The organism is Chloroflexota bacterium (assembly GCA_018648225.1).
Taxonomy (GTDB): Bacteria; Chloroflexota; Anaerolineae; order Anaerolineales; family UBA11858; genus NIOZ-UU35.
This window is the reverse complement of the sequence record JABGRQ010000069.1, coordinates 15,079-31,889: the sequence shown is the minus strand read 5'-3', so window position 1 is coordinate 31,889 and position 16,811 is coordinate 15,079. Positions and strand designations below refer to the sequence as shown.

15 protein-coding genes are annotated in these 16,811 nt (G+C 53.8%); 6 read left to right on the top strand and 9 right to left on the bottom strand.

Annotated features, from left to right (window positions below):
* Positions 1–9: 9 nt before the first annotated feature.
* On the bottom strand, positions 10–840 hold the full coding sequence (locus tag HN413_05220) for a DUF2085 domain-containing protein (protein ID MBT3389793.1): 831 nt from the start codon (positions 838–840) through the stop codon (positions 10–12).
* Positions 841–989: 149 nt separating this feature from the next.
* On the opposite strand from HN413_05220, the gene HN413_05215 reads away from it, so the two are divergent.
* Genes HN413_05215 through HN413_05200 form a run of 4 tightly spaced genes read left to right on the top strand, consistent with a single transcriptional unit; the run spans position 990 to position 4,556 of the window.
* On the top strand, positions 990–2,297 hold the full coding sequence (locus HN413_05215) for a DUF3048 domain-containing protein (GenBank protein ID MBT3389792.1): 1,308 nt from the start codon (positions 990–992) through the stop codon (positions 2,295–2,297).
* Entirely contained in the window at positions 2,294–3,481 is a 1,188-nt protein-coding gene (locus HN413_05210) for a DUF3048 domain-containing protein (GenBank protein ID MBT3389791.1), read from the top strand. The genes HN413_05215 and HN413_05210 overlap by 4 nt, the downstream gene beginning before the upstream one ends.
* Positions 3,482–3,492: 11 nt before the next feature.
* The gene (locus HN413_05205; protein MBT3389790.1) at positions 3,493–4,077 is read left to right on the top strand and encodes a hypothetical protein; all 585 of its coding nucleotides are present in this window, start codon (positions 3,493–3,495) and stop codon (positions 4,075–4,077) included.
* Positions 4,074–4,556: a hypothetical protein gene (locus HN413_05200; GenBank protein MBT3389789.1), complete on the top strand. Its 483-nt coding sequence runs from the start codon at positions 4,074–4,076 to the stop codon at positions 4,554–4,556. Before HN413_05205 ends, HN413_05200 begins: the two co-directional genes overlap by 4 nt.
* A 3-nt stretch (positions 4,557–4,559) precedes the next feature.
* Here the strand turns inward: HN413_05200 and HN413_05195 are convergent, their stop codons facing one another.
* From HN413_05195 to surE, 6 genes are all read right to left on the bottom strand, one after another.
* Positions 4,560–5,030 carry a GNAT family N-acetyltransferase gene (locus tag HN413_05195; GenBank protein ID MBT3389788.1) on the bottom strand — a complete coding sequence of 157 codons (471 nt, stop codon included), beginning with the start codon at positions 5,028–5,030 and terminating at the stop codon, positions 4,560–4,562.
* A complete protein-coding gene (locus tag HN413_05190; GenBank protein MBT3389787.1) occupies positions 5,027–6,055 on the bottom strand; it encodes a quinone-dependent dihydroorotate dehydrogenase in 1,029 nt (342 codons plus the stop codon). The genes HN413_05195 and HN413_05190 overlap by 4 nt, the downstream gene beginning before the upstream one ends.
* Before the next feature lie 42 nt (positions 6,056–6,097).
* On the bottom strand, positions 6,098–7,549 hold the full coding sequence (gene pyrF / locus HN413_05185) for an orotidine-5'-phosphate decarboxylase (GenBank protein MBT3389786.1): 1,452 nt from the start codon (positions 7,547–7,549) through the stop codon (positions 6,098–6,100).
* Between the two features lie 27 nt (positions 7,550–7,576).
* Positions 7,577–8,548, bottom strand: coding sequence for an aspartate carbamoyltransferase (pyrB, locus tag HN413_05180; GenBank protein MBT3389785.1), 972 nt, complete (start codon positions 8,546–8,548; stop codon positions 7,577–7,579).
* Between the two features lie 74 nt (positions 8,549–8,622).
* Complete coding sequence (locus HN413_05175; protein MBT3389784.1) at positions 8,623–9,720, bottom strand: amidohydrolase family protein; 1,098 nt, start codon at positions 9,718–9,720, stop codon at positions 8,623–8,625.
* A gap of 192 nt (positions 9,721–9,912) precedes the next feature.
* Complete coding sequence (surE, locus tag HN413_05170; GenBank protein ID MBT3389783.1) at positions 9,913–10,689, bottom strand: 5'/3'-nucleotidase SurE; 777 nt, start codon at positions 10,687–10,689, stop codon at positions 9,913–9,915.
* 84 nt (positions 10,690–10,773) lie between these two features.
* Between surE and HN413_05165 the strand changes: the two genes are divergently transcribed.
* Both HN413_05165 and HN413_05160 read left to right on the top strand, forming a co-directional pair.
* Positions 10,774–11,331, top strand: a complete 558-nt coding sequence (locus HN413_05165) for an MFS transporter (GenBank protein MBT3389782.1) — start codon at positions 10,774–10,776, stop codon at positions 11,329–11,331.
* A 127-nt stretch (positions 11,332–11,458) separates the two neighbouring features.
* Complete coding sequence (locus HN413_05160) at positions 11,459–11,989, top strand: hypothetical protein (GenBank protein MBT3389781.1); 531 nt, start codon at positions 11,459–11,461, stop codon at positions 11,987–11,989.
* Positions 11,990–12,046: 57 nt separating this feature from the next.
* Here the strand turns inward: HN413_05160 and htpG are convergent, their stop codons facing one another.
* Together htpG and acnA are read right to left on the bottom strand one after the other, a co-directional pair.
* Positions 12,047–13,918: a molecular chaperone HtpG gene (htpG, locus tag HN413_05155; GenBank protein MBT3389780.1), complete on the bottom strand. Its 1,872-nt coding sequence runs from the start codon at positions 13,916–13,918 to the stop codon at positions 12,047–12,049.
* 153 nt (positions 13,919–14,071) lie between these two features.
* The gene (gene acnA, locus HN413_05150; protein ID MBT3389779.1) at positions 14,072–16,798 is read right to left on the bottom strand and encodes an aconitate hydratase AcnA; all 2,727 of its coding nucleotides are present in this window, start codon (positions 16,796–16,798) and stop codon (positions 14,072–14,074) included.
* Positions 16,799–16,811 lie beyond the last annotated feature (13 nt).

Below are 16,811 nucleotides of genomic sequence, written 5' to 3'. Positions count from 1 at the left end.
ATCACTTCTTCAGCCAAAATGGAAGCCTTCCCAAGTACCCGTCCACCAGTAACGTAAAAAGTCGATGGCAGCAATTTGTAACAGGGCGATGATAAAACCAGATGCCAGGGGGAAGGTTAAATCAGCGAAGCGTTCAAAACGATTCTCCAGGCGGAAGAGCATTACAAAAACCATTGTGTATACCAGGGTGAGCACAATCAGCACCCCCGCTGCGCTGAGCAATGCCAGGGGATACAAAATCAGCGGATTTTCGCTCAGCACCAGGATATCCAACAATAAACCCAGGAGCAGTAATCCGCCAAATTGCAGCCACCCACCCAGAGCTGGGCGACGATCTTGCACCTTCCACATCGTCTGATGAAAAGCCGGCAAAACCATCACGCTGAGGCCAATTCCCAGACCGGTTCCAGTCAACACTCGCAAGGTATTACTTGGCTCATAAAAATGGATCAGATTGCCGGGTAGGAGATGCAGGTACGAGTGAAATCCATCCAGGCCATAAGCCAGCACCAACACGCCCAAAACAACTATTTGCCCCCAAGAGGGTCGTCCACTCCGGCGGCGGCCAAGCACAAGCTGATAGACCATGCCCAAAACCACGCCCAGATATTGCCCGGTGCAGCGCGCACAGAATGAAAACTGACGTATCCCAATGTGGAAAGAGCGCGCATCAATGCGATGGCAAACCGCATAACCAACCGCATCGGCTTTGCCGAGCAGTCCAGCCGGGGTGTTGAACAACCACGCCAGGATGATAATCCCTAAAACCAGATATGTGATTTTTTGCCAGGAGATCGAGCGTAATAATTGTGATTCTAGAATTTTTCGGATACCAATCATACGCCGAATTATACCGGATAAAAAGCCTGAGGCATCTACCTATTCAACCCTTTATCTGGTATTCCGCGAATTGGCAAGGCTCTCCAAGTGCGGTATGATAAGCACTTCATAACAAATCGGCTTTCTTATTCGGAAACCACACACCCCTTATGAAACCCAAACCGTTATTTTTACTCGCTCTCCTGGTCAGCTTGCTCATGCTAGCCTGTGGCTCATTACCGTTTTTTACGGATGAAACCCCAGAGATTGAATCGATCGCGACTGCCGAAAATACAGCCGAACCGGCCAGCATACCCGACATGGCACCGGCTACCTCAACAACCGCCACCACAAGTGTAATAGAGGCGTCACCCAGCGATACCGCACAAGCTGCTACGCCAACAGCAATACCAGAGTCATCGTCGGCGGTGCCCGATGCAGGCATTATGCGCGTTGGCCCCGATGATTTCCCCGATTATATTAACCCGCTAACGGGCCTACCCGTACCGAACCCAGCCCTGCTCGACCGCCGCCCAATTGTAGCTAAAATCCCCAATTATCCGCATAGTGTACGCCCACAAGCGGGCATCTCGCTGGCCGACCATATTTACGAATACTATCTCGAGTGGGGGTTGACGCGCTTTATGGCCGTTTTCTACGGTAACGATGCCGAGCGGTTTGGGCCGATCCGTTCCGGGCGCGTTTTCGACGCGCATATTATGCGCATGTACAATGGCATTTTCGTCTTCAACTACGCCGATGATCGCACTTTAGATTATTTTGAGGAGATCGAACTCGATCAACGCTATTTCGCCCTCGACCAGCGTTGTCCGCCACTGTGCCGCGATGAGAGTATCAACAGTTATAATAACCTGTTCGGCAATACCAGCGCTGTCCACGATTTTGTCCAAACCCGCGGCGTCGCCGATGACCGCCGCGATCTATCGGGCAATTTCTTCTCATCGCTCAACAATCTGGAAGCTCCCATCGGTGCGGAAGTGCATATCACTTATTCGTATGCCAATTACGCCTACTGGCGCTATCACGATGGCTCCGGGCTGTATGTGCGTTACCAGGGCAACACCGATAACGTGGATGGTAACAGCGCACAATACGAAATGCACATGGATTCGCTCACCGGCCAGCCCCTTACCGCCTCCAATGTCATCATCCTGATGGTGCCACACGAATTTTTCCATAAATCATCCGATACCGAAGTTTTCACAATGGACCTCACCGGCACCGGCACGGCCTATGTTTTCCGCGATAATCAGGCCTTTGAAGCGCGCTGGCAGCGTTTCGCTGAAAACCAGCCCCTCGCTATTCTGGATACCAACGGCAGGCCTTTCCCGCTCAAACCGGGCACAACCTTTTTCCAGGTTATCAACACCACTTCAGAAGTCGGGCAGTATGATTCAGCAACCTGGTATTTCGACTTCGCCCGTCCGCCAGACCCAGAGCCGGAGGAAGAAGAGTGAGATATTTTTTGGCCTTTATGCTGATACTGACGGTTGCGTTGGTTGCGTACACCCCAAGCGGCGCAGCGAACTTAAGTCGGGTGGGTTCACCCCTCGAGGGAAATACCGCCCCCGGGCAATCTACTGCCCCCGCCACGCCCACTCCCGGCACTCCCGCTGATTACCCCACCCAGGGCTATGGGCCAATCAACTTCCCCGAAAATATCAACCCGCTGACCGGCCTGCCCGTCGCCGACTCTGCTCTACTCAACCGCCGTCCATTGGCGATCAAAATATCCAACGGGCCGCGCAGCGTCCGCCCGCAATGGGGGCTTTCGCTAGCCGATCATGTTTTTGAGTATTTTCACGAAGTCGGGCGCACACGTTTCAACGCCATCTACTATGGCAACGATGCTGAAATCGTCGGCCCCATCCGCTCGGCGCGCTATGCCGATGAAGACCTAGTGCGCATGTACAAAGCGATTTTTGCCTTCGGCAGTGCCGATATACGCATACTCAATAAATTGTGGGTAAGCGAGTTCAGCGACCGGCTCATTTTTCTCTCCGATTATCCCTGCCCGGCAACGGCAGATTATCCACTCTGCCGCACCGACCCCAACGTTTACAATCACCTCGTAGCCGATACTGCCCTGCTCAGTGAACACTTCACCCCGGCGGGAATCGCCAACGGGCGGCAGTACCTTGACGGACTGCACTTCAATGTGAATATCCCCGAGGGCAGCGCGCCCGGCGAAAGCGTGACCACGCGCTACAGCCAATCGTTCTACAATCGTTGGGAATATGATCCGGAAATTGGGCGCTATCTGCGCTACGAAGATAAATACGACGACCCGGCAGGCAACGCTGAAGAATTTGAGTTGCTCACCGACCGTTTGACTGAACAGCCGATCATGGCTGATAATATCGTCATCCTGCTGACCGAACACACCTATTACTCGCGCGAGCCAGAAGTGTGGGAAATTGAATTATTTGGCTATGGTAAAGCGTATCTCTTTCGCGATGGGCAAGTCTACGAAATCAGTTGGGCGCGTGCCGTCGAGAGCGATCTGATTGCCGTAACCTACCCCGATGGCTCGCGCTTCCCACTCCAGCCGGGGAACACCTGGTATCAGGTGGTGGGCGCTTCATCCACGATCACAGATGATGGCAGCGGCAACTGGCGTTTCCATCATTGGACGCCATAGCAGACAAGCGAATGAAAAAACTCAAACTTGATTTTACGCCAATATTTCTTCTGTTCATCGCTCTGGCGCTGGCATTTTTGGCCTGGCGCAAGGGCGGCAGCGAGCTGGCTTTTGCGGGCATAAAGAGTGGCAGTACCTTACTGCTGCACGAGTTGCCTCTGCTCATCGCCGCATTTCTGACCGCGGGACTGATCCAGGCCCTGGTGAAAAAAGAAACCGTCGAGCGTTGGCTGGGGGCCGAATCGGGATGGCGCGGCATTGCGCTGGCCTGCATCGGCGGGGCATTGATTCCGGGCGGGCCGTATGTCTATTACCCCATCGCCGGAGCTTTACTGCACTCTGGGGCCGGGCTGGGGGTTTTGGTGGCTTTTGTCACAGCAAAGAGTTTATGGTCTATCTCGCGCATCCCAGTAGAAATTGCCCTGCTCGGGCCGCGTATCACAATCATTCGGTTTCTGGTCACGCTGGTTATCCCGCCGCTGTTGGGCTTCGTGGCCGAAGCGCTGTTTGGGAAAACCATCCACCAAATCCGAATTGCCATGAAAAAAACTTCAGATGTTATAGATACACCCGAAGTCTCTGAAAAATCATTATGACCACTGCAACCATAACCCTGTGGATTATTGCCCTTCCGCTGCTTGTTTATGCCTGGCGCCGCCGCGATAACAGCCTGAACAAAGGGCTGCAACTGGCCTGGAGTACCACGCGCCGCAATGCAGCGCTGCTTATCATTGCCTTCATCATCGTTGGCTATGTCAACATTCTCTCGCCCACAGAACTTGTACAAAAATGGATCGGGGCGGATTCGGGATGGCAAGGATTGTTCCTGGCCGAAATTATCGGGATGCTATTGCCCGGCGGACCCTATGTCGTCTTTCCGCTGATTGCCGTCCTCCATAACGCCGGAGCCGGGCTGGGCGCGGTGGTTACGCTGGTCACCAGTTGGGCAACCCAGGCGTTGCTCACAATTACGTTTGAACTCCCCTTCATGGGCTGGCGCTTTGTTGCCATCCGCTGGGGACTGGGGTTGGCAGTTCCCTTGCTGGCCGGGGCAATTACACAAGCATTATTTTGAAGCCTATAGCTTCAAACTCAAGACAACTTCGCCGCCATCCACTTCACCCGTAGAGACGAAACCCATCCCCTTATAGAACATTTCTGGGCCGCCTTCGATGGGAACATAGTTGGTTTGCAATTCCGTTGCGCCGGGGCGTGCGCGCACATACTCCAGCAACAACTCAATCGCTCTGCGTCCATAACCCATCTTTTGATACGGCCCGGCAATCATCAAGCGCCACAAATAATACTCCGACTTCTCAACATCATCATATAACATCAAAAAACCAACCGGTGTTTCATCCACGTAAATGGCGCGAAACCAGGCTTTATCCGAAAAATGGGCTTGCGCAATGGATACGGCATTGGGAGCAACCATTTGCTGTTGCTGTGCAGAAAGCGTATCGCTAAGGCTGCAAATTTGCCGCACTGTTTCCTCTGTGACTTCACGCAAGCTGACTTCAACATCTATGATTGGCGATATTTTGTTCATGCTCTCCTCGATATATATTCCGCAACTACTTTAACAAATTTTGGTCCACGGTAGATCAGGCCAGTAAAAATTTGAACCAACGTCGCCCCGGCATCGAGCTTTTCTTTGGCATCTTCGGGAGTCATGATGCCCCCCACGCCTATGATGGGCAATTTCCCGTTTGTGCGTTGATAAATTTTCTGGATAATCGTCGTGCTGGCGCGCGTCAGCGGTGCGCCACTCAGTCCACCACTTTCCTGCGCCAGCGCCGAGCGGACTCCCGCGCGGTTGGTCGTCGTGTTCGTGGCGATCACTCCCTCCATGCCGGTGCGTGTGATCGCGTCAAGAGCATCGTCCAGTTCTTCATCCGTTAAATCGGGGGCTAATTTCACCAAGATTGGACGTTGAAGGTTGAAGGTTAAACGTTGAGCATTCAACTGGCTCAATAAATCTTCGAGGGCAGCACGGGCTTGCAGGCGGCGCAGGCCAACCGTATTGGGCGAACTGATATTGACCGTCAAATAATCGGCCAGCGGAGAGAATTTTTCCAGTAGATAAAGATAATCTTGTGCGGCTTCCTCGTTAGGAGTGTCTTTGTTTTTGCCGAGATTGATGCCAATGACGACCGACGAGCGACGAGCGGTGACCGGCGCCAATTGTTGCGCCACAAACTCCGCGCCGCGCCCAGGGAAGCCCATACGATTAATGACAGCTTGCTCCTCCGGGATGCGGAAAACGCGCGGTTTTGGATTCCCCGCCTGGGGCCGCGGCGTGACCGTCCCGATTTCGATATGCCCAAAGCCTAAAGATGCAAGTCCACGCCAGGCCAGGCCGTCTTTATCATACCCGGCGGCCAGACCAACTGCGTTCGGGAATTTCAGCCCAAAGACTTCCACCGGTGACTGGTTTTGCAAAGCAAAAGCGCGGCGGAGCGCGGCCCGCAATGGAGGCAGCGCGCCAACCAAACGCAACGCATCCAGCGTGAGTTCGTGGGCGCGCTCGGGGTCCAGGCGGAAAAGTAGAGAGCGGAAGAAATTTCTGTACATACGGGATACAAGTTGGCAGGTTGAAGGTTTAAAGTTAAACCTTCAACTTTCATCCGAAAAGAATTCTCGCGCGGCCCGAATTTTCTCTGCGGTAACTTTTCCGGATTCGGCGTAATAATTCAGTAAATTGGCAATCGTCAAGACGGCGTGCAGGTTGTAGCCGCGCTCGGCGAGTTCGTTTTGCCCGTTGGGGCGGCGGTCAATCAGCACAACCACGTCTTCCACTTCCAGTCCGGCAAATTCGAGTTTTTCGATTCCTTCGAACTTGCTACCGCCCGTTGAGATGAGATCGTCAATCACCACGGCGCGTTGACCCGGCTCGTAGACACCTTCAATTTGGGCTTTGGTGCCATAGGCTTTCGTTTCTTTGCGCGGATAAATCATGGGGATGTCACCGTGCAAGCTGATGGCCGCGGCAATCGGCATAGCGGCGTAGGGTAAAGCAGCGAGATGATCAAAGCGCACATTCTGTAAAATATCCAAATAGGCCAATGCAACCTGTGAGAGCAGTTTTGGATAACCAACCAGTCGGCGCAGATCGATATAGATGGGCGATTCAGTCCCGGATTTGAGCGTGAACCTGCCAAACTGGATGCAGCCCGCCTCGAGCAGGCCATCGGCCAACGAGTTATTAGGTTGAAGGTTGAAGGTTGAAGGTTGTGCCTTTGCTCGTTCTGCATTGATAGCGTCGCGAAACTCCAACGCGGCTTGACGCGGATCATCGGCGCGGGAGATGCCGCGTGAGACGGGGATCAGCATCCCCAAACCATCGGTGCGCAAACCGGCGCTCAACGCGGCGCGCAAATCCCCACCCTGTGCGCCCACACCCGGAGCCAGAATCCACAGATCGGGGGCCGCGGCGCGCACACGCGCTAATGATTCGGGTTGGGTTGCGCCGACAACGAGACCAATATTATCGTTAGTGTTCCAGGATTGGGCAAGGCGGGCAACGTGCTCGTATAAGCGGACGGGGGGCAGAGGACGTAAGAAAGGGGTTTCATCGGCATCCAGTCTTCGGTCTCCGGTCACGATCAGGTCTTGTAAATCCGACGCTCCGGGATTGGATGTCTTGCAGAGCAGAAAAACACCCTTTTCGGGATCGGCGATGAAGGGTTCCACCGAATCGCGGCCCAGGTAGGGGCTGAGTGTAATGGCATCGGCGCCGAGGGTCTCGAAGGCGGCATCGGCGTAGGCCTGGGCCGTGGAGGCGATATCGCCGCGCTTGGCATCGAGCAACACGGGTATGCCTTCGGGGATGGCGGCGATCACTTCTTGCAGAGCAATCACGCCCTCGGAGCCAAGACTCTCAAAAAAGGCCGCGTTGGGCTTGTAGGCTACGGCCAGGTCGGCAGTCGCCTCGATGAGACGCAGGCAAAACTCCACGGCGGCGCGCCCACTCCACTCAGGCAAGTCGCTCCTGTGCGGATCGAGGCCAACACAAAGCAGGGAATCAACTTCGTTTACGCGGTTTTCTAAAAATTCAAAAAAAGTCATGGTGACTCCGTCTGACGTCCTGACGCATTACGCTTTTCCCAATACCATCGCCAGCAGCGCCATACGCACGTACATGCCATATTCCATCTGGCGAAAGTAGGCGGCGCGGGGATCGCTGTCGAGTTCCATGCTAATTTCACCCACACGAGGCAGCGGATGCATCACGATCATTTTTTCTTTGGCAACTTGCATGGTTTCAGGGGTGATGACATACGCACCGCTAACTTTCTGGTAATCTTCGGGATTTTGAAAACGCTCGCGCTGCACACGGGTGACGTACAAAACATCGGTTTGGGGTAGGGCACTTTCAAGGGCAGAGTACTCGGTTTGGGGCACACCTTTTTCATCGAGTTCAGCAACGATCTCACGCGGCATTTGCAGAATTTCGGGGGAAACGTAATTAATATGGACATCGAAAAGCGAGAGCAGGCGCGCCAACGAGTGAACCGTGCGGCCATATTTGAGATCGCCCAGCATGGTAACAGTGATGCCATCGGCGTAACCGAGCTCTTCGAGAATGGTAAAAAGATCGAGAAGCGCCTGCGTAGGATGCTCGCCGACTCCATCCCCGGCGTTGATGACCGGTTTACGGGCATATTCTGCCGCCAGCGCCGACGCGCCGACCTCAGGATGACGCAGCACGATGACATCGGCATAACACTCGAGGGAGCGCACGGTATCGGGCAGGGATTCGCCTTTGGAGACAGATGAGTATTTTACTTCGTTAATCGGAATGACGCTGCCACCAAGACGCTCCATAGCGGCGGTGAAAGACGATGAGGTACGTGTGGAGGGTTCGTAGAATAAATTCGTCAGAATTTTACCTTTGAGCAAATCGAAAGTGCCGACACGCTCGACCATCATACGCATTTCGTGGGCAACTTCAAAAATATAATCCAGATCGGCGCGGCTGAATTGTTTCACAGAAAGAATATCTTTACCATACCAGGGGGCAGTGCGCTGATCGCCGAAGGGCAGGTGCGGGCTGGGTGGGGGCATCATATCCATTTACTCCTATTTTTCGGGTGCAGGTTGCAAGTTTAAAGTTGAAAGTTCTTGAAGCATTTAAATTTTCAACCTTCAACCTGTAACTTGCGAACATTTTTACCATAACCGGGTTTTGCCAAAATTTGACTATTTTCATAGGCCACTTGTCCGCGCAGCACCACCCGTTCGACGCGGCCGCGGACTTGCCAGCCTTCGTAGGGCGTCCATGCGCAGCGCGTGTGCGTGTTGGCGGCTCGGATTGCGTATTCAGCATCGGGGTCAATCTCGACCCAGGTTTCGGGTTGCTCAGGTAGGTTGAAAATGCGGCGCGGGTTGGTGTGCATACGTGTAATAATATCGTCGAGGCTCATCCGCCCGGCATGGACGGCGGTCAGCAGCAAGGGCAAGGCTGTCTCCAAGCCGGGGAATCCGGGGGGCGGGTTTTCGCTGTCTTTTTCGGCTAATGTATGCGGGGCGTGGTCAGTTGCGAAACAGTCAATCACATCGAGGTTGTCCCATAGGGCTTGCTGATCTACGGGGGTTGCCAAGCGCGGGCGGACGGACATGCGGCCTTCACCCTCACCCCCGCCCCCTCTCCCATTGGGCGAGGGGAAATTCTCGGTAGAAAGAAAAAGATGATGCGGGGCGACTTCGCACGTCACCGGTTGGCCTTTTTCCTTGGCGGCGCGGATAAGCAGTATTTCTTCTTTGCGCGAAACATGGGCAATATGCACAGGGCGCGCGTACAACCCCGCGATAAAGAGCAATGCTGCCAAGGTCTGCATTTCGGCGTGGGCAACAATGGGCATAGAGCGCGGCCAGTGTTCAAAATGCGCTCTCCAGGCGTTGAGGTCATCGAGTAGGAGCGGCCCAAACGTGGCATCGAGATAAAATTTCAGCCCAGCCGATTTTTCAGCCAGCACGGGCAATTCGGCGGCGTTGGTGAGGTTTGCCCCAAGATAAATACCATAGTCACAGCGCGCTTTCTGTGCCGCGGCGTCGAGTGCCAGTTGAAAAGCAGTAGCATCCACCAGGGGTGGCTGCGTGTTGGGCATCGCCAATACCGTGGTCACACCCCCTGCCAGAGCCGCGGCGGTGCCACTGGCAAAATCTTCTTTGTGAGTCGCGCCGGGTTCGCGCAAATGGACGTGTACGTCTATTAATCCGGGGAGTTTTATGTTCATAGCCTACGATAATCCTGTGACATAAAAAAATAGAGCCATAAAGGCTCTACTCGGTTTTGATCCAATCAACAAAACGCCCACAGGAGCGAAAGCTCCGGGGCATTGATGATATTTTGGCGGACAATTTCTATTTTTCATACCGGGACAGTATTCTATGGATTCTGCGAAATCTGTCAAGGGTAGATTGCCATTCTAGCTGCCATTTAGATTTAATTTTTCAAGTATCTGCATCGCAGAGTAATTCGTCATATCGAGTTGGAGCGGCGTGACAGAGACATACCCCATTTTCAACGCGCCATAATCCGTGCCCTCATCAGGAATCCCTGTGGGGACGTCGCCGCCAACCCAGTAATAGGGTCTGCCGCGCGGATCCTCACGGCGCACTAACGCATCGTTATAGACGCGCGCGCCATAGCGGGTAATCTGCACACCTTTGATGGCTTCCGAAGTAAGATAGGGCACATTGATATTGATCACGGTTCTTTCAGGAATCCCCTCCTCGAGCAAGGCCGCGATAATCCGCCGGGCGTAGCGCGCCGCAGGGCCAAAATCGAGCGGACCATTGTGATTCTCAGGGGAATCCAGCGAAACCGCAACCCCAGCCCCACCCTGAATAACTGCCTCCATCGCCGCGGTCACCGTGCCCGAGTAGGTTATATCCGTACCAAAATTTGCATTGGGATTAATGCCCGATACCACCAGATCAATATTACGTTCCACCACACCCATCATCGCCAGAGCTACACAATCTGAAGGCGCGCCATCGCTGGAGAGCGCCTGAAGGTCATCGGCGAGTTGAACACTTTTCACCCGGAGGGGACGGTGCATGGTTTTTACATGCCCCGCCGCCGACCAATTCCGGTCGGGGGCTAAAATGGTGACATCCCCTAATTGCTGCATTTCACGCGCCAACGCCAGCAAGCCGGGAGCGGTTACGCCATCGTCATTGGTTACTAAAATATGGGTCATAAAAAATTCTCTTTTGATGTAAATTCACAGGTAGGGCAATTGCACTTACAAAGGTGCAATGCACTTTAGAGATAATCGTAGCCGATGCTCAGATTACTGGGTAAATTGTGGCGCTGCACCAGCGCAGTTGCGGAAGTGCGTCGCACCTCAAGAGCCAAGCGACAATTATACCTGAGTATTTCAGGCGATGGTACAACTATAAGTGAATTTTTGGGGCAGCATAGTTCTATTGGCAATGGGCGAATTAACACTGGTCTCCACCGCACCACCTTCACGGCGGATTTGGCTCCTACCGATATGCGTGGACGTTATTTGAGTGTTTTCGCGCTCACCTGGGGGGTGGCATCCGGAATCGGCCCGGTGGTGGGAGGCATACTCAATGATTGGGTCAACCCCCATGCAATCTGGTACGGCGGTGGTGCTTTCGGCATCATTGCCGCGCTCTGGTTCGGGGGACAACTCGGCAAAAAAGGCTACAAACCACATAGGCTCATCGGGCGAAAGTGTGCAGAAATATTGTTTGTCACCCTGAGCGATAGCGAAGGGTCTAGCACAGCGCAGGCGCTTCGCTGGATGCTTCGGCTGCGCCTCAGCATGACATTGTTTGATTTGCACACTTTTTACACAAGAGCCACTACATGATTCCAAAATATGTTTTTTGAAAATTTTATGCTACGATAAAGTTAGAAAAAAATATTCTATGCAACTTTCACAACGACACCTAACCACCATTCTCAGAAAATTCTTCTTCATTCAGGAGTATTCCCCAATGGCTAACAAGTTCACTTTCCACACATTCAACCCTCAAAAGATCATACCAATTATTTTCATCCTGGCCGCCGCTTTTCTCTGGGCTGGCTGTTCGCCGGTTGGCAAGGATGCCGATCAACCCGAATCTGACCTTGAATATCTAACGCCTACAAAAATTACTGTTAATGGCATGACGTTTGAAACATCGGCTTCGCTCAGCACAACCGAATTTACTTTCTCAATTCTCGCGGAAATGCCCGCTGAAGCCATGAGCGCTATCGACATGTTCGGCGATTCGCCGCCGCTCTTCAGCGAGGCAACCTTCACTAATATCGAGACTGGCGAAGACCTGGTCTTCGAACCGTATGCTGGCGGCGGTGGCGGTGGGGAGGGCAGCAGCACGATCTCCATGGAGCAAGAAACGCTCTATAGGGTTCAGATGCCGCTCGAAAAAGGGCAGGTGATCAAAATCAAAGCCCTGGTCACGTTCGCAGCATATATAGGTCTGACCCAACCGGTACCGTTTGAGTTTGAGTTGACAGTGGAATAGGTTTCAGGCTAAACATAATAAAAAGCCGGACTTCGCACGAAGTCCGGCTTTTTTGATTTAGCGCAAGGCCGCTTCCATCAATGCCTGGATGCGCGGCAGCATTGAGGCCGGATCGGGGTGCAGGCCCTCGATGAGCAGGGCGCTCTCGTAGATTTGCTCGATAACTGTTTCGGCCAGAGGTGCCTCGACAGGCAACCCGCTCAACTGCGCCAGGATAGGGTGGCGCGGATTGAGTTCGAGGACTTTCTTGGGGACTTCGTAATCCCGATCCATCAGGCGATAAACGCGCTGCATTTCCTGATCCATAGCGCCTTCGGGGTCTACCAAGCGGGCGACGGAGTCGGTCAGGCGGTCGGTGGCGCGGGCATCGGTGATGCGCTCGCCTAACTGGGCCTTGAAGCGCTCGATGATCCCGGCAATATCGTCGGTTGGCAACACATCGGAAGCAGATTCAGCTTCGGGTTCCGCCTCAACAGCCGGGAGTTCCAGATCGGGCGCAGCCACATTTTGAAGTTGATAGTCCCCAAATTGGCGCAATCCCAATAACATGAACGAGTCCATCGGATCAGTGAGGGTAATCACCTCGTAGCCGTGCTTGCGGAAATAATCCAGGTGCGGGCTGCGCGCGACCGAGCGGTCATCATCGCCAAGAATATAGTAGATTTTTTCCTGGCCGTCTTTCATGCGCTCAACATATTCGGCCAGCGAAACCCAACTCTCGCTGTGTTGCGTGGTGTGGAAGCGCACCAGCGGGTAGAGACTCTCGCGATCGGCCTGGTCGGAGGCAATGCCTTCTTTGATGAACAAGCCAAAATTCTGCCAGAAGTTGGCGTAGGTTTCAGCCTGATCTTTGGCGAGGGTTTCCAATTGCTTGACGACCTGCTTGGTAAGGATTTTCTTGATGCGCGCCATGAGGGCGGTGGCCTGCACGGATTCGCGCGAGACATTCAGCGGCAGGTCTTCGGCATCGACCACGCCGTGCATAAAACGGAAGTGTGGCGGCAACAGATCGGTGGTGTATTCCTGAATCAGCACTTTTCGAGTGTAGAGTTTAAGACCGTCTTCTTTGCGCAGGGAAAAAACGCCGCGTTCGGCTTTGGCGGGGATGTAGAGCAAGGCAAAAATGCGCAGAGGGGCATCAGCAACGAAGTGGATACGGGTGATGGGGTCTTCAAACTCGAGGGTGAGGTGCTTGTAGAATTCGTTGTATTCGCTATCTTCAACTTCACGCGGCGATTGTCGCCAGAGGGCGGTTTGGCGATTGGTTTGTTCTTCATCATCACCCACGTAAATGGGAAAGCGCACATAGTCGGAGTGTTTCTTTATAATCTGGCGCAGACGACTCTCGCTGGCATATTCTTCGGCGTCGGATTTTAACTTGATTTCAATAGTCGTACCGCGGGTTTCTTGTTCGGCATCTTCGATGGTGAAGGTGTCGCCGCCGGTAGCGTACCATGCCGCGGCCTGGGCGTCTTTCTGATGCGAACGGGAGGTCACGCGCACCCATTCGGCGACCATAAATACAGAGTAAAAGCCCACCCCAAACTGCCCAATCACATCGGCCAGTTTTTGGTCACTATTATCTTTGGCAGCATCCAGAAAAGCCCGCGCCCCAGATTGAGCAATCGTACCCAGATTGGTGGCAAGTTCGTCGCGCGTCATGCCGACGCCGCTGTCGCGGATGGTGATGGTTTTGGCATCTTCATCCACACTGACGCGGATGGCAAGTTCCGCTTCGGGGTCAAGTACATCGCGATCGGTGAGCATGGCAAAATCCATCTGCGTGAGGGCATCGGAGGCATTGGAGACTAGCTCGCGCAAAAAGATATCACGCTCCGTGTAAAGCGAGTGAATCAAAATATTGAGCAGTTGTTTAATTTCAGCCTTGAAGGCAATGGGTTGGTTGGTATCTGTCATAGGTTCCTCCATTTGTGTTATCCACTCCTATTTTTACCGCGCGAATGTTAATTTGATGTAAGAAAATGATGTCATCCAAAAAAATATAAAGACACGAAATTTCGATTTTTTTTCGTGTCTTTATGCCCTTCAGAGTATTGTGCCTTTGTAATTCATGCTGCTAATCTATTCGGTGAGCATATTCCTCAGCACGGTGTGCAGGATGCCGCCGTTGCGATAGTATTCAACCTCAATGGCTGTATCCAGGCGCACTTCGACCTTGAATTCAGTGCTTTTGCCGTAGGCTTTGACAGCCCTGACAAGCACTTCGCTTTGCGGCGCGAGATCGTTGCTCAGGCCGAGGATGTCGAAGGATTCGTGCCCATCCAGCCCGAGGCTCTCAGTGGTTTGCCCTTGCTTGAATTGCAACGGCAGCACACCCATTCCGACCAGATTGGAGCGATGAATGCGTTCATAGGATTCGGCAATCACAGCTTTCACGCCCAGTAGCAACGTGCCTTTGGCGGCCCAATCGCGGCTGGAGCCGGTTCCGTACATTTTTCCCGCCAGAACGATCAGGGGGATATTGTGTTCTTTGTAGCTATTGGCCGCATCAAAAATACTCACCGCTGACTGCCGCCGGTCGTCGGTCGGTTGTTGTCCTAAATAGACCGTATAGCCCCCCTCGGTTCCGGGGGCAAGTTTATTCTTCATGCGGATATTGGCAAAGGTGCCGCGCGTCATTACGCGGTCGTTGCCGCGGCGCGATCCAAAGGAATTAAAATCGCGGGGCTTAACATCATGCCCAATCAAATATTTACCTGCCGGACCATCCGGAGGAATCGCGCCCGCTGGAGAAATATGATCGGTGGTGATCGAATCGCCCAAAAGGGCCAGGACGCGCGCACCAGCGATGGGGGTGATATCCGGGACATCAGCGGTGAGTTCTGCAAAGAAGGGCGGCTCCTGAATATAGGTGGAATCTACGTCCCAGGCGTACACATCGCCCTCGCTGCTGGCAACCTTGTTCCAAATTTCATTCCCGGCGAAGACATTAGCATACTGGCTCTTGAACATTTCCGGGCGCACATTCTCGGCGATGGTATCCAAAATCTCCTGTGTGCTGGGCCAGATATCGCTCAGGTATACAGGTTGACCATTTTTATCCGTGCCCAGCGGCTGAGTATCGAGGTCAATATCCACCGTACCGGCCAGGGCATAGGCCACCACCAGGGGTGGTGAAGCCAGATAGTTGGCGCGCACGTGCGGGCTGATACGACCCTCAAAGTTGCGGTTGCCAGAGAGAACCGCCGCGGCGACCAGATCACCCTCACTGATACCGCGCACCACCTCACTGGGCAGCGGGCCTGAATTCCCAATACAGGTCGTACAGCCATAGCCAACCGTATTAAATCCCAGTTTCGCCAACGGATCGAGTAAATCCGCCTGGCGCAGGTATTCTGTAACCACGCGCGAGCCAGGCGCCAAACTGGTCTTGACAAAGGGTTGGGCCTGCAAACCGCGCTCGACAGCCTTCTTCGCCAGTAACCCGGCGCCAATCATCACGGAGGGGTTGGAGGTGTTGGTGCAGGATGTAATTGCGGCAATAACCACCGAGCCATGCGACATTTCAGCGCTGGAACCGTTCGTGCCAATGCTGACCTTCGTTTTCACAGTTTCATCACCGAGGGCGAAACCGCGCTCACTAACCGGCTTGCGCAGCGCCGCCTGGAAAGACACCTGCATATCTTTAAGCGCCACACGGTGATGCGGCAGCGTCGGCCCGGCCATGTTGGGGGTAACTTCACCCAGATCAAGCGCCAGCGTATCGGTATACTCAGACTCCGGGCTATCGGCGGTGCGGAAAAGTTGCTGCACTTTGAGATATTTCTCCACACGCTCCACAACTTCTTCCGAGCGCCCGGTCAGGCGCATGTAGCGCAGGGTTTCATCGTCAACGGGGAAGAAGCCCATCGTGGCGCCATATTCGGGGGCCATGTTAGCTATGGTCGCCCGATCGGGCAGGGAGAGCACATCCAGGCCGGGGCCGTAAAACTCCACAAACTTGCCGACCACGCCCTTTTCACGCAGCATCTGCACGACAAGCAATACCAAATCGGTCGCTGTGACGCCATCCGGCAAATCGCCATACAGTTTGAAGCCAACCACATCCGGAGTCAGCATGTCAATCTGCTGGCCGAGCATGGCGGCCTCGGCTTCAATGCCACCCACACCCCAGCCAACTACGCCCAGACCGTTAATCATCGTGGTGTGCGAGTCGGTGCCAACCAGGCTATCGGGGAAGGCCACCCGCTCGCCATTCACTTCTTTAACCAACACTACATCAGCCAGGTATTCGAGATTAACCTGATGGATAATACCCGTAGCAGGCGGCACCACGCGGAAATTATCGAAAGCTTTCTGGCCCCAGCGCAAAAATTCATAACGTTCGCGATTGCGCTGGAATTCCAACTCGGCATTACGTTTGAGCGCATCGGAGCTAGCGAAAAAATCGACCTGCACCGAGTGGTCAATCACCAAATCCACATTGACATGCGGGTTAATTTTTCGGGGATCGCCGCCCAGGCGCGCCATCGCCGAGCGCATGGCTGCCAGATCGACTACCGCGGGTACACCGGTAAAATCTTGCATTACCACGCGCCCCGGTCGAAAAGGCAACACCGGTCGTTGCGCGGCTTGCGGCTTCCAACCCGCCAGGTTGATCACATCTTGCCGGGTAATACTTTTCTCATCACATTGGCGCAGCACCGATTCCAGCATCACGCGGATCGAGAAAGGCAGGCGGCTGAGTTTCGTCAGCCCATCTTTTTCAAGTTGATCTAACCGATAAATCAGGTATTCGCCATGCGCAGTTCGCAGCACATCTCGGGCGTTGAAGATATTTTGAGACATTTAATACTCCTAT

Coding starts and splice junctions, on each gene's coding strand:
- HN413_05220 (MBT3389793.1), bottom strand. CDS start 840: ATGATTGGTATCCGAAAAATTCTAGAATCACAATTATTACGCTCGATC.
- HN413_05215 (MBT3389792.1), top strand. CDS start 990: ATGAAACCCAAACCGTTATTTTTACTCGCTCTCCTGGTCAGCTTGCTC.
- HN413_05205 (MBT3389790.1), top strand. CDS start 3,493: ATGAAAAAACTCAAACTTGATTTTACGCCAATATTTCTTCTGTTCATC.
- HN413_05200 (MBT3389789.1), top strand. CDS start 4,074: ATGACCACTGCAACCATAACCCTGTGGATTATTGCCCTTCCGCTGCTT.
- HN413_05195 (MBT3389788.1), bottom strand. CDS start 5,030: ATGAACAAAATATCGCCAATCATAGATGTTGAAGTCAGCTTGCGTGAA.
- HN413_05190 (MBT3389787.1), bottom strand. CDS start 6,055: ATGTACAGAAATTTCTTCCGCTCTCTACTTTTCCGCCTGGACCCCGAG.
- pyrF (MBT3389786.1), bottom strand. CDS start 7,549: ATGACTTTTTTTGAATTTTTAGAAAACCGCGTAAACGAAGTTGATTCC.
- pyrB (MBT3389785.1), bottom strand. CDS start 8,548: ATGCCCCCACCCAGCCCGCACCTGCCCTTCGGCGATCAGCGCACTGCC.
- HN413_05175 (MBT3389784.1), bottom strand. CDS start 9,720: ATGAACATAAAACTCCCCGGATTAATAGACGTACACGTCCATTTGCGC.
- surE (MBT3389783.1), bottom strand. CDS start 10,689: ATGACCCATATTTTAGTAACCAATGACGATGGCGTAACCGCTCCCGGC.
- HN413_05165 (MBT3389782.1), top strand. CDS start 10,774: ATGCTCAGATTACTGGGTAAATTGTGGCGCTGCACCAGCGCAGTTGCG.
- HN413_05160 (MBT3389781.1), top strand. CDS start 11,459: ATGGCTAACAAGTTCACTTTCCACACATTCAACCCTCAAAAGATCATA.
- htpG (MBT3389780.1), bottom strand. CDS start 13,918: ATGGAGGAACCTATGACAGATACCAACCAACCCATTGCCTTCAAGGCT.
- acnA (MBT3389779.1), bottom strand. CDS start 16,798: ATGTCTCAAAATATCTTCAACGCCCGAGATGTGCTGCGAACTGCGCAT.